This window comes from Klebsiella sp. G-Nf4 (genome assembly GCF_002810615.1).
Lineage (GTDB): Bacteria > Pseudomonadota > Gammaproteobacteria > Enterobacterales > Enterobacteriaceae > Klebsiella > Klebsiella variicola.
Genome location: NZ_PION01000004.1, coordinates 116,235 through 131,602, shown reverse-complemented (window position 1 = coordinate 131,602; position 15,368 = coordinate 116,235). Strand labels below are relative to the sequence as shown.

14 protein-coding genes and 1 other annotated feature are annotated in these 15,368 nt (G+C 58.2%); of the genes, 11 read left to right on the top strand and 3 right to left on the bottom strand.

Going from position 1 to position 15,368, the window contains the following annotated elements; all coding sequences use genetic code 11:
• The first annotated feature begins 63 nt into the window (after positions 1-63).
• Positions 64-714 carry a multidrug efflux transporter transcriptional repressor AcrR gene (gene acrR / locus CWM57_RS10640; RefSeq protein ID WP_008805439.1) on the top strand — a complete coding sequence of 217 codons (651 nt, stop codon included), beginning with the start codon at positions 64-66 and terminating at the stop codon, positions 712-714.
• Between the two features lie 127 nt (positions 715-841).
• Positions 842-4,189, top strand: coding sequence for a mechanosensitive channel MscK (mscK, locus tag CWM57_RS10635; RefSeq protein WP_100676195.1), 3,348 nt, complete (start codon positions 842-844; stop codon positions 4,187-4,189).
• Positions 4,190-4,224: 35 nt separating this feature from the next.
• Here mscK and CWM57_RS10630 read toward each other — a convergent pair whose 3' ends face one another.
• From CWM57_RS10630 to priC, 3 genes are all read right to left on the bottom strand, one after another.
• Positions 4,225-5,124, bottom strand: coding sequence for an Rpn family recombination-promoting nuclease/putative transposase (locus CWM57_RS10630; RefSeq protein WP_074386712.1), 900 nt, complete (start codon positions 5,122-5,124; stop codon positions 4,225-4,227).
• Positions 5,125-5,191: 67 nt separating this feature from the next.
• Positions 5,192-5,365 carry a pleiotropic regulatory protein RsmS gene (gene rsmS, locus CWM57_RS10625; protein WP_008805442.1) on the bottom strand — a complete coding sequence of 58 codons (174 nt, stop codon included), beginning with the start codon at positions 5,363-5,365 and terminating at the stop codon, positions 5,192-5,194.
• A gap of 12 nt (positions 5,366-5,377) precedes the next feature.
• Positions 5,378-5,905, bottom strand: coding sequence for a primosomal replication protein N'' (gene priC / locus CWM57_RS10620; RefSeq protein WP_100631439.1), 528 nt, complete (start codon positions 5,903-5,905; stop codon positions 5,378-5,380).
• 69 nt (positions 5,906-5,974) lie between these two features.
• On the opposite strand from priC, the gene CWM57_RS10615 reads away from it, so the two are divergent.
• The 9 genes from CWM57_RS10615 (at position 5,975) to CWM57_RS10570 (ending at position 15,362) form a co-directional block, all read left to right on the top strand.
• A complete protein-coding gene (locus tag CWM57_RS10615) occupies positions 5,975-6,352 on the top strand; it encodes a DUF454 family protein (RefSeq protein ID WP_008805444.1) in 378 nt (125 codons plus the stop codon).
• A gap of 150 nt (positions 6,353-6,502) precedes the next feature.
• Positions 6,503-7,054: an adenine phosphoribosyltransferase gene (gene apt, locus CWM57_RS10605; protein ID WP_012542663.1), complete on the top strand. Its 552-nt coding sequence runs from the start codon at positions 6,503-6,505 to the stop codon at positions 7,052-7,054.
• Between the two features lie 92 nt (positions 7,055-7,146).
• Positions 7,147-9,054, top strand: coding sequence for a DNA polymerase III subunit gamma/tau (gene dnaX, locus CWM57_RS10600; RefSeq protein WP_074386710.1), 1,908 nt, complete (start codon positions 7,147-7,149; stop codon positions 9,052-9,054).
• Positions 8,387-8,451, top strand: a sequence feature (DnaX frameshifting element). It overlaps the preceding gene by 65 nt.
• Positions 9,055-9,111: 57 nt before the next feature.
• Positions 9,112-9,444: a YbaB/EbfC family nucleoid-associated protein gene (locus CWM57_RS10595; RefSeq protein ID WP_061155516.1), complete on the top strand. Its 333-nt coding sequence runs from the start codon at positions 9,112-9,114 to the stop codon at positions 9,442-9,444.
• Positions 9,444-10,049, top strand: a complete 606-nt coding sequence (gene recR, locus CWM57_RS10590; RefSeq protein WP_008805449.1) for a recombination mediator RecR — start codon at positions 9,444-9,446, stop codon at positions 10,047-10,049. Before CWM57_RS10595 ends, recR begins: the two co-directional genes overlap by 1 nt.
• Before the next feature lie 112 nt (positions 10,050-10,161).
• On the top strand, positions 10,162-12,036 hold the full coding sequence (gene htpG / locus CWM57_RS10585) for a molecular chaperone HtpG (protein WP_012542661.1): 1,875 nt from the start codon (positions 10,162-10,164) through the stop codon (positions 12,034-12,036).
• A 222-nt stretch (positions 12,037-12,258) separates the two neighbouring features.
• Positions 12,259-12,903 carry an adenylate kinase gene (gene adk / locus CWM57_RS10580; RefSeq protein WP_002892184.1) on the top strand — a complete coding sequence of 215 codons (645 nt, stop codon included), beginning with the start codon at positions 12,259-12,261 and terminating at the stop codon, positions 12,901-12,903.
• Positions 12,904-13,031: 128 nt separating this feature from the next.
• On the top strand, positions 13,032-13,994 hold the full coding sequence (gene hemH, locus CWM57_RS10575; RefSeq protein WP_061155515.1) for a ferrochelatase: 963 nt from the start codon (positions 13,032-13,034) through the stop codon (positions 13,992-13,994).
• Positions 13,995-14,057: 63 nt separating this feature from the next.
• On the top strand, positions 14,058-15,362 hold the full coding sequence (locus CWM57_RS10570; RefSeq protein WP_074386709.1) for an inosine/guanosine kinase: 1,305 nt from the start codon (positions 14,058-14,060) through the stop codon (positions 15,360-15,362).
• Positions 15,363-15,368: the final 6 nt, after the last annotated feature.

The following is a 15,368-nucleotide window of genomic DNA, read 5'->3' as shown; positions in this document are numbered from 1 at the left end:
TCATGCTATGGTACATACATTCACAAATGTATGTAAACGTAACCTCTGTAAAGTCATTAACCTATGGCACGAAAAACCAAACAACAGGCACGTGAAACCCGGCAACTGATTCTGGATGTTGCTCTGCGTCTGTTTTCGCAGCAAGGCGTATCATCTACCTCGTTGGCAACAATTGCAAAAGCTGCGGGTGTAACGAGGGGGGCTATCTACTGGCATTTCAAGAATAAATCAGATTTATTCAACGAAATTTGGGAGCTGTCAGACGCCAGTATTAGCGATCTCGAAATTGAGTATCGGGCAAAATTCCCCAACGATCCACTCTCAGTTATCAGGGAGATATTAGTCTATGTTCTTGAAGCGACAGTGACAGAGGAACGTCGACGATTAATGATGGAGATTATCTACCACAAGTGTGAGTTTGTCGGTGAGATGACCGTGGTGCAGCAGGCCCAGCGGCAGCTCTCCCTGGCGAGCTACGAGCGTATCGAGCAGACCTTAAAAGAGTGCATCGCCGCGAAGCTATTGCCCGCCAATTTACTCACCCGGCGGGCGGCCGTGTTAATGCGCAGCTACCTTTCCGGACTGATGGAAAACTGGCTGTTTGCCCCTGATTCGTTCGACCTGCATGCGGAAGCGCGAGACTACGTCGCCATCCTGCTGGAGATGTATCAGTTCTGTCCCACGCTACGTGGCCCGGAGAGCCTGACAGCTTAACGTAGCGCGCGGATGAACGTGAATTTTTAGCGCCGTCCGCCGCTATTCGCCAGCGCTGAGAAGTGCTATTCTGCGCGCTTGCGACGACCCCCGGTATTCTCCGGCATTTGCAATCATTCATATTACTATGCTGCACACGATCTCCAGGCAACGCGCCACGTTTATCTTTTTCATTACGCTGCTCTGCTTTATTGGCCTTTTCAGCCCAGTCCAGGGCCGCGCCGCGGACCTCCCCGACCGGGCAGAGGTGCAGAGCCAGCTCAATACGTTAAACAAGCAAAAAGAACTGACTCCGCAGGACAAACTGGTCCAGCAGGATTTGACCCAGACGCTGGAAACGCTGGATAAAATCGAGCGTATCAAAAGCGAGACGACGCAGCTCCGCCAGCAGGTCGAGCAAGCCCCGGCGAAGCTGCGCCAGGCGGTGGATAGTCTCAACAACCTGAGCGACGTCCCCGACGACGCCGCCACCCGCAAAACGCTCAGTACACTCTCTCTGCGTCAACTGGAGTCACGCGTCACCCAGACGCTGGACGACCTGCAGAATGCGCAAAACGATCTGGCGACTTACAACAGCCAGCTGGTTTCCCTGCAAACGCAGCCGGAACGTGTGCAGAACGCCATGTATAACGCCTCCCAGCAGCTGCAGCAGATCCGCAATCGGCTGAATGGCACTTCGGTGGGCGACGAGACGCTGCGCCCGACCCAGCAGGTGCTGTTGCAAGCGCAACAGGCATTGCTCAACGCGCAGATCGAGCAGCAGCGCAAGAGCCTCGAAGGCAACACCGTCCTGCAGGATACCCTGCAGAAGCAGCGTGACTACGTCACCGCCTGGAGCAACCGCCTGGAGCATCAGCTGCAGCTGCTGCAGGAGGCGGTGAATAGCAAGCGGCTGACGCTGACGGAGAAAACCGCCCAGGAGGCGGTCACCCCGGATGAAACCACGCGAATTCAGGCCAATCCGCTGGTCAAACAAGAGCTGGATATCAACCACCAGCTGAGCGAGAAGCTGATCCAGGCGACGGAGAACGGCAACCAGCTGGTACAGCGCAATATCCAGGTGAAGAACTGGCTCGACCGCGCTCTGCAGTCTGAGCGGGATATAAAAGAGCAAATTTCCGTGCTCAGAGGCAGCCTGCTGCTGTCGCGCATTCTTTATCAGCAGCAGCAGACGCTGCCGTCGGCGGACGAACTGCAGGATATGACCAACCGCATCGCCGACCTGCGGCTCGAACAGTTTGAGGTGAACCAGCAGCGCGACGCGCTGTTCCAGAGCGACGCCTTTGTCGCCAAACTGGAAGAGGGACACAGCAGCGAAGTGAACGATGAAGTGCACGCCGCGCTGCTGGAAGTGATCGACATGCGCCGCGAGCTGCTTGACCAGTTTAATAAACAGCTGGGTAACCAGCTGATGATGGCCATCAATCTGCAGATCAATCAGCAACAGCTGATGAGTGTCTCAAGCAGCCTGAGGGAAATTTTGACCCAGCAAATTTTCTGGGTGAACAGCAATAAACCGATGGACTGGGAGTGGATTAAGGCCTTCCCGGAAGCGCTGAAAGGTCAGTTTAAGGCGATGAAAATCACCGTGAACTGGGAAAAAGCGTGGCCCGCGGTGTTTATCGCTTTCCTGGCCGGTTTACCATTGCTGCTGATTGCCGGCCTGATCCGCTGGCGTCTGCAGTGGCTGAAGGATTATCAGGCTAAGCTGGCTTCCCAGGTGGGGCAGCTGCGCAACGATACCCAGCTGCATACGCCAAAGGCGATCCTGATCGACCTGATTCGAGCCTTGCCGGTGGTGCTGGTGATTTTGGCGATTGGCCTGATCTTACTCACCATGCAGCTCAATATCAGCGGTCTGCTGTGGGCATACAGTAAAAAGCTGGCCATGTTCTGGCTGATCTTCGGCCTGTGCTGGAAAGTGCTGGAAAAGAACGGCGTGGCGGTCAGCCACTTTAATATGCCGGCGCAGTTGACCAGCCACTGGCGGCGGCAGATTGTTCGCGTCAGCCTCGCGCTGCTGCCGCTGAATTTCTGGTCGGTGATTTCCGAGCTGTCGCCACTGAACCTGATGGACGACGTGCTGGGGCAGTTTGTGATTTTCTTCAATCTGCTGCTGATTGCCGTGCTGGTCTGGCCGATGTGCCGGGAAAGCTGGCGCGATAAAGAGTCGCACAGCCTGCGCCTGCTGACGATCACCGTGCTGTCTATTGTCCCGGTAGCCCTGATGGTGCTGACGGCAACGGGTTACTTCTACACCACGCTGCGCCTGGCGGGACGCTGGATCGAGACCGTGTATCTGGTGATGATCTGGAACCTGCTGTACCAGACCGTGCTGCGCGGTCTGAGCGTGGCGGCGCGGCGTATCGCCTGGCGTCGCGCACTGGCGCGCCGTCAGCATCTGGTGAAGGAGGGCGCGGAAGGCGCCGAGCCGCAGGAGGAGCCGGCCATTGCTCTTGAGCAGGTCAACCAGCAGACGCTGCGTATCACCATGTTAGTGATGATCGCGCTTTTTGCCGTCATGTTCTGGGCGATTTGGTCTGATCTGATCACCGTTTTCGCCTATCTCGACAGCATTACCCTCTGGCACTACAACGGTACCGAAGCGGGGGCCAGCGTGGTGCGCAGTGTCACGATGGGCAGTCTGCTGTTTGCCATTGTGGCGTCGATGGTCGCCTGGGCGCTAATACGCAACCTGCCGGGTCTGCTGGAGGTGCTGGTCCTGTCGCGTCTCAATATGCGTCAGGGAACTTCCTACGCCATCACCACCATTCTTAATTATGCGATTATCGCCATCGGTGCGATGACGGTGTTCGGGTCGCTGGGCGTCTCCTGGGATAAACTGCAATGGCTGGCGGCCGCGCTGTCGGTTGGTTTAGGTTTTGGCCTGCAGGAGATCTTCGGTAACTTCGTCTCCGGCCTGATCATTCTGTTCGAGCGTCCGGTACGCATTGGGGATACGGTAACCATCGGTACTTTCTCCGGTACGGTAAGCAAAATCCGTATTCGCGCCACCACCATCACCGACTTCGATCGCAAAGAGGTGATCATCCCGAACAAGGCGTTCGTTACCGAGCGCTTGATCAACTGGTCGCTCTCCGACACCGTGACTCGCGTGGTGATCCGCCTCGGCGTTGCCTATGGTTCAGACCTGGATAAAGTGAAAGAGGTGCTGCTGAAGGCCGCGCACGATCATCCGAAAGTAATGCAGGAGCCGGTGCCGTCGGTGTTCTTCACCACCTTCGGGGCCAGTACGCTGGATCATGAACTGCGTCTGTATGTTCGTGAACTGCGCGATCGCAGCTACACGGTGGATGAGCTCAACCGCGCCATCGACCGCCTGTGCCGGGAGAATGACATCAACATTGCCTTTAACCAGCTGGAAGTTCATCTGCGCAATGAAAAAGGCGATGAAGTCACCGAAGTGAAGCGGAACGGGAAGGGGGACGATCTGGCGCCCACCACCGCGTCCTGATCGAAGAGGGGCGGCGCAAAGCCGCCCCTGCTGCTTCAGGGTGCCAGCGCGGCGAGTTCTTCATCGCTGAGCCCGGTGAGCTCCTGCACGGTTTGACGTTCGAGGCCGCGCGCCAACATTCTGGCGGCGATGCTGCGGGTGGCTTCCTGCTCACCCTCTTGCTGTCCCTGTTTACGGCCTTTTTCTTCCAGCCATTCGGCAATGGTCATCATCAGCTCCTTATGCCTGGGCGACTGCGCCGCCAGCGTGCGGATCAGCGCCCCCGGATGTTCCGTAGTTCCCGCCTGCAACATATAGCGCAGCAGCGTATTCAGCTGCGCTTCGGTCAGATAGCCTTGCGTCATCAGCGCAATCAGCGGCACCTGCAGCTCGGCCAGATCGCGATGGCGGATATGCTTTTGCAGCAGCTCCAGCATGGCCATCCGCCGATGACGGGCGATCTGATTATCTGGCATAACGGTGAGGTCCACCAGCGGAAAATCATCACTATAGAGCGCCTTCGCCAGCGCCGGATCGGCGAATAGCTGTTGCCAGTGACGGGCCCAGGGCCAGGGGCTAACTTTGCCGTGATAAAAGAGAATGGGCACCACCAGCGGCAGCGTGTCGTGGCCGGCATCCAGATGACGCTGCATGGCGGCCAGCGCATAGCGCAGCAGGCGAAACGCCATCAGCTTGTCCGGGGTACTCTGGTGCTCAATCAGCGCGTAAACATAGCCGGGTCCGTGACGCGTGCGCAGTGAGTAAAGGATATCGGAATAGCTGGCGCGCAGGTCCTCTTCAACAAAGCTACCGGAGACCAGCTGCAGCGAATCCAGTTCGCAGATCGCCAGAAACGGCGCGGGGAGGTACAACTGCAAAAAATCCTTCGCGACCGCCTGATGCATGAGCATCTGACGAAACACCGCGTCGTGTGGGGTTTGACTGACTTTCTCCATGAATATTGTCTCCAGTAGCGTCATGCGCAGAGGACCAGACTGCCAGCATACTGCCGGAGACAACATCCTACTTCTCTGGGTTTTGCGACCCGCTTTCCGCGTTTTTTAACTTGTTTGCATAATCCCGCCGGACAATTTCCAGCGCGCCCAGCACGGTTTGCGCCGGGATCTGATGCGATTCCAGCAACATGATTAAATCGACGGCCAGTTTGACCTCATCGGATGCATTTTCCAGTGACAATGGGCTCTCCTGTTAGCGCGTCAGCCGCGCCAGTACGTTTTCAATTTTGTCCAGTGCCTGCCTGCAGCGGGCCAGCCGGCCGCTGTAGGCCTCAACTTCTCTGGCCAGTCGCTGCTGTTCGTCAAGGCTGGTCGTCTGCGTCAGCTGGCGCTGGCGTTGGTCGCGCATTGCCAGCAGGCGGCGCTCATACTCCTGATGCTGCAGGCGACGGCGCTGCCAGCGGCTCAGCGCCGGGGAGGCGTGGTCCCAACTGCGCAACGACCAGGTCGCGGTTTCACGACGTAGCGCGGCGATTTGCGCCGCCAGACGCTCGGCAATCCAGACCACCTGCGGCAGCTGCTGGCGCTCGACGGCCTGGCTCAGTTGGGTAAAATTTTGCTGGGCTTCCGCCAGATAGGCCTGCATCAGCGTGCTGCGGGTGTGAAAGAGCTGACGGTCAAAGCGCGGGCTCAGGGTCGCGTGCTCCGCCAGCGGCGCAACCAGCGCGGCCAGCTCGCTGAGCTGATCGTTCAGCGTTTGTAAAAGTTGAGCTGTTTTCACCAAACCCCTCCATTCCCTTTCAGCCAACTGTGCTACAGTAGCCTCATCTGTTTGATAACGATTCGCATTATGCCACCTGTTATTCTAACCATTATCGGCTGGCTGGCGGTAGCGCTGGGTACGCTGGGCATCTTCTTACCGTTGCTGCCGACGACGCCGTTTATTCTGCTCGCCGCCTGGTGCTTTGCTCGCTCATCGCCGCGCTTTCACCAATGGCTGCTGTATCGCTCCTGGTTTGGCGGCTATCTTCGCCACTGGCAGCAGTACCGTGCGATGCCTCGCGGCGCCAAACCGCGCGCCATTGCGATGATCGTGGTGACTTTTGCTATTTCGCTGTGGCTGGTTAAGCTTACGTGGGTGCGCATCATGCTGTTGGTCATTCTGGCCTGTCTGCTGATCTTTATGTGGCGCATTCCGGTGGTTGACGCAAAGCAACAAAAGCACTGATGCGCAATAATGCCTGTTGCAATTGTTGCTGACAGCCAGTAAATTCTGGCGTTTTCGAGCGCGGGCAAGCCTGGTCAAAGGTTAAACAAATGTTTCTTTGGCCCCTTTTGCACGCCCGTGGGTAACACCGTTTCAATCAGGCATACACTTATGACCGCAACTGCACAGCAGCTTGAATATCTGAAGAACAGCATCCAGAGTATCGAGGATTATCCAAAACCTGGCATTCTTTTCCGCGATGTCACCAGCTTACTGGAAGACCCGAAGGCCTACGCGCTTAGCATTGAACTGCTGACCGAGCGCTACAAAGACGCGGGTATTACCAAAGTGGTAGGGACCGAGGCGCGTGGCTTCCTGTTCGGCGCCCCGGTCGCGCTGGCGCTGGGCGTGGGCTTTGTTCCGGTTCGCAAGCCGCGTAAGTTGCCGCGTGAAACCATTGCCGAGAGCTATGAGCTGGAGTATGGCACCGATCAGCTGGAGATCCACGTTGACGCGATCAAACCGGGCGACAAGGTGCTGGTGGTTGACGATCTGCTGGCGACCGGCGGCACCATCGACGCGACGGTCAAACTGATCCGCCGTCTCGGCGGCGAAGTGCACGATGCCGCTTTCATTATCAACCTGTTCGATCTGGGCGGCGAACAGCGCCTGGAGAAGCTGGGGATCCACTGCTACAGCCTGGTGCCGTTCCCGGGCCACTAAGCAAATCCCTCCACATAGCCTCGCCGATCGGGCGGGGCTGTGATAGCATGACCCCTTCGTGATTTCACCTTCCAGCGTTTCAGAGCCAGCCCATGAGTTATCAGGTCTTAGCCCGTAAATGGCGCCCACAAACCTTTGCTGACGTCGTCGGCCAGGAACATGTGCTGACCGCACTGGCGAACGGCTTGTCGTTAGGGCGCATTCATCACGCTTATCTCTTTTCCGGTACCCGCGGGGTCGGTAAGACCTCTATCGCCCGCCTGCTGGCGAAAGGGTTAAACTGTGAAACCGGCATCACCGCCACCCCCTGCGGCGTGTGCGATAACTGCCGGGAAATTGAACAGGGGCGTTTTGTCGATCTGATTGAGATTGACGCCGCCTCGCGAACCAAAGTCGAAGATACCCGCGACCTGCTGGATAACGTCCAGTACGCGCCGGCCCGCGGCCGCTTTAAGGTCTATCTCATCGACGAAGTCCATATGTTGTCGCGCCATAGCTTCAACGCGTTATTAAAAACGCTGGAGGAGCCGCCGGCGCACGTCAAATTCCTGCTGGCGACGACGGATCCGCAGAAGCTGCCTGTGACGATCTTATCCCGCTGCCTGCAGTTCCATCTCAAAGCCCTGGATGTTGAACAGATCCGCCATCAGCTGGAGCATATTCTTGGCGAAGAGCAGATTGCCTTTGAGCCTCGCGCGCTGCAGCTGCTGTCGCGGGCAGCTGACGGCAGCCTGCGCGATGCTTTAAGCCTGACCGATCAGGCGATTGCCAGTGGAGAAGGGCAACTGACGGCCGCATCGGTGAGCACCATGCTCGGCACCCTTGATGACGATCAGGCGCTGTCGCTGATTGAAGCGCTGGTCGCTGCCGACGGCGAGCGGGTCATGGCAGGCGTCAATGACGCCGCCGCACGCGGCGTCGAGTGGGAGGCACTGCTGGTGGAGATGCAGAGCCTGCTGCACCGCATCGCCATGGTTCAGCTGTCGCCTTCGGCGCTGGGCGCCGATATGGCCACGGTCGAAGTGCGGATGCGCGAACTGGCGCGAACCGTACCGCCGGGTGACGTTCAGCTTTACTACCAAACGCTGCTGATGGGCCGCAAAGAGCTGCCTTATGCGCCGGACCGGCGAATGGGCGTCGAAATGACGCTGCTGCGCGCGCTGGCGTTTCATCCGCGTAAGCCGCTGCCAGAGCCGGAAGTGCAGCCGGCACAGACCGCCGCACCCGCGCCGCGTCAGCCCGTTGCTCCCGCGGCGCCACCGCAACAGCCGCCGCAGAGTTTGCCGCCGACCACCAGCCAGGTGCTGGCGGCCCGCAGCCATCTGCAGCGCAGCCAGGGAGCAACCACCCCAAAAAAGAGTGAACCGGCAGCCGCTTCCCGCGCGCGGCCGGTGAATAACGCTGCGCTGGAACGACTGAGTTCAATTAGCGAGCGCGTACAGGCTCGTCCGGCGGCGGCTGCGCTTGAGCAGGCCCCGGCGAAGAAAGAGGCCTATCGCTGGAAGGCGACGACAGTGGTTGAAGAGACCAAAGTCGAAGTCGCCACGCCAAAAGCGCTGAAAAAGGCACTGGAGCATGAGAAGACGCCGGAGCTGGCGGCCAAGCTCGCCGAAGAAGCGGTCGAGCGCGACAGCTGGGCGGCGGAAGTGAGCCAACTGGCGGTGCCAAAGCTGGTCGAGCAGGTGGCGCTCAACGCGTGGAAAGAGCAGGAGGGCAGCCGCGTCTGTCTGCATCTGCGCCCCAGCCAGCGTCACCTCAATTCCGCCGGCGCGCAGCAAAAACTGGCTGAAGCGCTGGGGGTGTTGTACGGTACGCCGGTTGAATTGACCATCGTGGAAGACGATAATCCCGCGATGCGTACGCCGCTGGAGTGGCGGCAGGCAATTTATGAAGAGAAGCTCGCGCAGGCGCGCGAAGCCATTATTGCGGATAATAACATTCAGACCCTGCGTCGTTTCTTCGACGCCGATCTGGATGAAGAGAGTATCCGCCCCATTTGAACGCCAGTCTGACTGGCATTCAGTACCTTTAACGATGACTGACTGAGAGAGAAGCCTATGTTTGGTGGAAAAGGCGGCCTGGGTAACCTGATGAAGCAGGCCCAGCAGATGCAAGACAAAATGCAGAAGATGCAGGAAGAGATCGCTCAGCTGGAAGTGACCGGCGAATCCGGCGCGGGTCTGGTGAAAGTGACCATTAACGGCGCGCACAACTGCCGCCGTGTGGAAATCGACCCAAGCCTGCTGGAAGACGACAAAGACATGCTGGAAGATCTGGTGGCTGCCGCGTTTAACGACGCCGCGCGCCGCATTGAAGAGACCCAGAAAGAGAAGATGGCTTCCGTTTCTGCCGGTATGCAGCTGCCGCCAGGCTTTAAGATGCCGTTCTGATGCAAACCAGCCCGCTGTTAACTCAGCTTATGGAAGCGCTGCGCTGTCTGCCGGGCGTTGGCCCGAAGTCGGCGCAGCGCATGGCGTTTACCCTGCTGCAGCGCGATCGCAGCGGTGGTATGCGCCTGGCGCAGGCGCTGACGCGCGCGATGTCGGAGATCGGCCACTGCGCCGATTGCCGCACCTTCACCGAGCAGGAGGTGTGCAATATCTGCAGCAACCCGCGTCGCCAGGAAAACGGCCAGATCTGCGTGGTGGAGAGTCCGGCGGACATCCACGCCATTGAGCAGACCGGGCAGTATTCCGGCCGCTACTTCGTGCTGATGGGGCACCTGTCGCCGCTCGACGGCATTGGGCCAGATGACATCGGGCTCGATCGCCTTGAACAACGGCTGGAAGCGGAGTCGATCACCGAGGTGATCCTTGCCACCAACCCGACCGTTGAGGGCGAGGCGACGGCCAACTACATCGCGGAGCTGTGCGCGCAGTATGGCGTTGATGCCAGCCGAATCGCCCACGGCGTGCCGGTGGGCGGTGAGCTGGAGATGGTCGATGGCACCACGCTGTCCCACTCGCTGGCCGGTCGACACAAGATTACTTTCTGAACAAATGGAGGCGGCCATCGCCGCCTCCGCTTGAAAAATTTCCCCGCAGTCCCCATCTCCCACTCAACGGTTTTTTACCCCATTTAAAATGGCATTGTTGAGGTTGAATCAGATGAAAGGACAAGAAACTCGTGGTTTTCAGTCAGAGGTAAAGCAACTTCTGCACCTGATGATCCATTCCCTCTATTCCAACAAAGAAATCTTTCTGCGTGAGCTGATTTCCAACGCCTCTGATGCGGCCGATAAGCTGCGTTTCCGCGCGCTGTCGCAGCCGGATTTGTATGAGGGCGATGGTGAGCTGCGCGTACGGGTTTCGTTTGATAAAGACAACCGCACCCTGACCATTGCCGATAACGGTATCGGCATGAACCGGGAAGAGGTTATCGACCATCTCGGCACCATCGCTAAATCCGGTACCAAAGCGTTTCTGGAATCGATGGGTTCCGACCAGGCGAAAGACAGCCAGCTGATCGGCCAGTTCGGTGTCGGCTTCTACTCTGCTTTCATCGTGGCGGATAAAGTGACCGTGCGTACCCGTGCGGCGGGCGATAAACCTGAGAACGGCGTGTTCTGGGAATCCGCCGGCGAAGGGGAATATACCGTTGCTGATATCACCAAAGCCGATCGCGGCACCGAAATCACCCTGCATCTGCGTGAAGGCGAAGACGATTTCCTCAACGACTGGCGCGTACGCTCCATCATCAGCAAGTATTCCGACCATATCGCGCTGCCGGTTGAGATTGAAAAGCAGGAAGAAAAAGACGGCGAAACCGTGATTTCGTGGGAAAAAATCAACAAGGCGCAGGCCCTGTGGACCCGCAGCAAGTCCGAAGTTAACGACGACGAATACAAAGAGTTTTACAAGCATATCGCTCACGACTACAGCGACCCGCTGACCTGGAGCCACAACCGCGTGGAAGGTAAGCAGGAGTACACCAGCCTGCTGTATATCCCGTCGCAGGCGCCGTGGGATATGTGGAACCGCGATCATAAACACGGCCTGAAGCTGTACGTGCAGCGTGTGTTCATTATGGACGACGCCGAGCAGTTTATGCCGAACTACCTGCGCTTCGTGCGCGGCCTGATAGACTCCAACGATCTGCCGCTGAACGTCTCCCGTGAAATCCTGCAGGACAGCAGCGTGACCCGCAACCTGCGCACCGCGCTGACCAAACGCGCGCTGCAGATGCTGGATAAGCTGGCGAAAGATGACGCCGAAAAATATCAAACCTTCTGGAAACAGTTTGGCCTGGTGCTGAAAGAGGGCCCGGCGGAAGATCCGAGCAACCAGGAAGCGATCGCCAAACTGCTGCGCTTCGCGACGACGCATACCGACTCCTCCGCACAGACCGTGTCGCTGGAAGAGTATGTCTCGCGCATGAAAGAAGGCCAGGAGAAGATCTACTACATCACTGCCGACAGCTATGCGGCGGCGAAGAGCAGCCCGCACCTCGAACTGCTGCGTAAGAAAGGGATTGAAGTTCTGCTGCTCTCCGATCGCATCGACGAGTGGATGATGAGCTACCTGACCGAGTTTGACGGCAAAGCGTTCCAGTCGGTGGCGAAAGCCGACGAGTCGCTGGATAAGCTGGCGGATGAAGTGGACGAGTCCACCAAAGAAGCTGAAAAAGCGCTGGAGCCATTCGTTGAGCGTGTGAAAAACCTGCTTGGCGACCGGGTGAAAGAGGTGCGTCTGACCCATCGTCTGACCGACACCCCGGCGATTGTCACTACCGATGCCGACGAGATGAGCACGCAGATGGCGAAGCTGTTCGCGGCAGCGGGCCAGGCGGCACCGGAAGTGAAATACATCTTCGAACTGAACCCGGCGCATCAGCTGGTGAAACGCGCAGCCGATACCCAGGATGACGCGCAGTTTGGTGAATGGGTGGAGCTGCTGCTGGATCAGGCGCTGCTGGCCGAGCGCGGCACGCTGGAAGATCCGAACCAGTTTATCCGCCGTATGAACCAGCTGCTGGCTTCCTGACGCGAACCTGAACGAGTAGCCCGGCCGAGCGACGCGACGCCGGGAACGGGATAAATGCCCCGCCTGAGCAATTTGCTCCGGCGGGGCATTTCACATTGGATTGCATAAAATATCTCACCATTAACCGTTTCAGCCGCACCGCCTTCCTTGAGCCATTGCCGTTCTGGTGGTATGGTTTAGCGTTTTTGAAAAATTGAATCGACTTTTGAGGGGATTTTCGTAATGCGTATTATTCTGCTTGGCGCTCCGGGCGCGGGTAAAGGAACTCAGGCTCAGTTCATCATGGAGAAATACGGTATTCCGCAAATCTCCACCGGCGATATGCTGCGCGCGGCGGTAAAATCCGGCTCTGAGCTCGGTAAGCAAGCGAAAGACATTATGGACGCCGGCAAGCTGGTGACCGATGAGCTGGTCATCGCGCTGGTGAAAGAGCGTATCGCCCAGGAAGATTGCCGTAACGGTTTCCTGCTGGACGGCTTCCCGCGCACCATTCCGCAGGCTGACGCCATGAAAGAAGCGGGTATTACCGTTGATTACGTGCTGGAATTCGACGTGCCGGACGAACTGATCGTCGACCGCATCGTTGGCCGTCGCGTTCATGCGGCATCCGGTCGCGTATACCACATCAAATTCAATCCGCCGAAGGTGGAAGGCAAAGACGACGTGACCGGCGAAGAGCTGACCACCCGTAAAGACGACCAGGAAGAGACCGTGCGTAAGCGCCTGGTGGAATACCATCAGATGACAGCGCCGCTGATCGGCTACTACACCAAAGAAGCGCAGGCGGGCAACACCAAATACGCCAAAGTCGACGGCACCAAAGCGGTGGCTGACGTGCGCGCCGAACTGGAAAAAATCCTCGGCTGATAAAGCCTTTTCTCATCCTGCTGCGGCAGGATGAGAACTCCTCTCATTTCTACCTTTTGCTATGATTGGTTCCGTTTAGCGCCATTTCAGCTACAATTGGCTGCGATTCAAATGGTTAAGAGGCGGTAATGCATCAGACGAAAACAGGTATCTTGCTGGCCAATTTAGGCACTCCCGATGCGCCCACCCCCGGTGCGGTGAAGCGCTATCTGCGACAATTCCTCAGCGACAAACGGGTGGTGGATACATCTCGTCTGCTATGGTGGCCGCTGCTGCGTGGCGTCATACTGCCGATTCGCTCCCCGCGCGTGGCGAAGCTCTATCAGTCCGTGTGGATGGAGGAGGGATCGCCGCTGATGGTATACAGCCGTCGCCAGCAGCAGGCGCTGGCCGCCAGGCTGCCGGATACGCCGGTGGCGCTGGGCATGAGCTATGGTTCGCCGTCGCTGGCCAGCGCGGTGGATGATTTACTGGCGCAGGGGGTGGGGCACATCGTAGTGCTGCCGCTGTACCCACAATATTCCTGTTCGACGGTGGCCGCCGTCTGGGATGAGCTGGCGCGGATCCTTGCGAAAAAGCGCGCCATTCCCGGTATCTCGTTTATTCGCGACTATGCCGAACATCCGGACTATATCCATGCGCTGGCGGCCAGCGTGCGCGCCTCCTTCGCCGTGCACGGTGAACCCGATCTGCTGCTGCTCTCCTATCATGGGATCCCGCAGCGCTATGCCAATCAGGGGGATGACTATCCCCAGCGCTGTCGCGATACCACGCGGGAACTGGTCTCCGCGCTGGGGTTGCCGCCGGAGCAGGTGATGATGACCTTCCAGTCGCGCTTTGGCCGCGAGCCCTGGCTGACGCCCTACACCGATGAAACGCTGAAAATGCTTGGCGAGAAGGGGACGAAGCATATTCAGGTGCTGTGCCCGGGTTTTTCCGCCGACTGTCTCGAGACGCTGGAAGAGATTGCCGTTCAGAACCGGGAAGTTTTCCTCGAAGCGGGTGGCGAGCAGTATGAATATATTCCGGCGCTAAATGCGGATGTGGCGCATATTGAGATGATGGTCAACCTGACGGCACCTTATCGCTGATCGCGCGCAGGGCGGGGAATATGCTACTATTTCCCGCTTGTTCCCTGTTATTTAAGCGCCACTATGAAATTTCCCGGTAAACGCAAATCCAAACATTATTTTCCCGTTAACGCCCGCGACCCGCTGCTCCAGCAAATACAGCCGGAGAATGAATCCAGCGTCTCCTGGGTGGTGGGTATCGACCAGACGCTGGTGGATATCGAAGCGAAAGTGGATGAAGCGTTTATCGTGCGCTATGGCCTGAGTGCAGGCCACTCTCTGGTGATTGAAGATGATGTCGCCGAGGCGCTGTACCAGGAGCTGGTACGCAACAATCTCATTACCCATCAGTTTGCCGGCGGCACCATCGGCAATACCATGCACAACTACTCGGTGCTGGCGGACGATCGCTCGGTGCTGCTTGGCGTGATGTGCAGCAATATCGACATCGGCGGCTATGCCTATCGCTACCTGTGCAATACCTCCAGCCGCACCGATCTGAACTACCTGCAGGGCGTCGACGGCGCCATTGGCCGCTGTTTTACCCTGATCAGCGACAGCGGCGAGCGCACCTTCGCCATCAGCCCGGGCCATATGAACAAGCTGCGCCCGGAAAGCATTCCGGAAGCGGTGATCGCCGGCGCCTCGGCGCTGGTGCTGACCTCTTACCTGGTACGCTGCAAGCCGGGCGAGCCAATGCCGGACGCCACGATGAAAGCCATCGAGTACGCCAAAAAGCACGATGTGCCGGTGGTGTTAACTCTCGGGACCAAATACGTGATTGCCGATAACCCGGCGTGGTGGCAGCAGTTCCTGCAGGAGCATGTCTCGATTCTGGCGATGAATGAAGAGGAAGGGGAAGCCCTGACCGGTTTTGCCGATCCGCTGTCGGCGGCGGATAAAGCGCTGGACTGGGTCGACCTGGTGCTGTGCACCGCCGGGCCGGCGGGCCTGTATATGGCGGGCTTTACCGAAGAAGAGGCGAAGCGGAAAACCCAGCATCCGCTGCTGCCGGGGGCGATCCCGGAGTTTAACCAGTTTGAATTCAGCCGTGCGATGCGCCACCAGGATTGCGTTAATCCGCTGCGTATCTATTCCCATATCGCCCCGTATATGGGCGGGCCTGAAAAAATCATGAATACCAACGGCGCAGGCGACGGCGCGCTGGCGGCGCTGCTACATGACATCACCGCCAATAACTACCATCGTAATAATGTGCCCAACTCCAGCAAGCACAAATGCAACTGGCTGACCTACTCGTCGCTGGCGCAGGTGTGTAAATATGCCAACCGCGTGAGCTATCAGGTGTTGAACCAGCACTCGCCGCGTTTAACCCGCGGCCTGCCGGAACGTGAGGACAGCCTGGAAGAGGCATACTGGGAGCGTTAAGCGAGC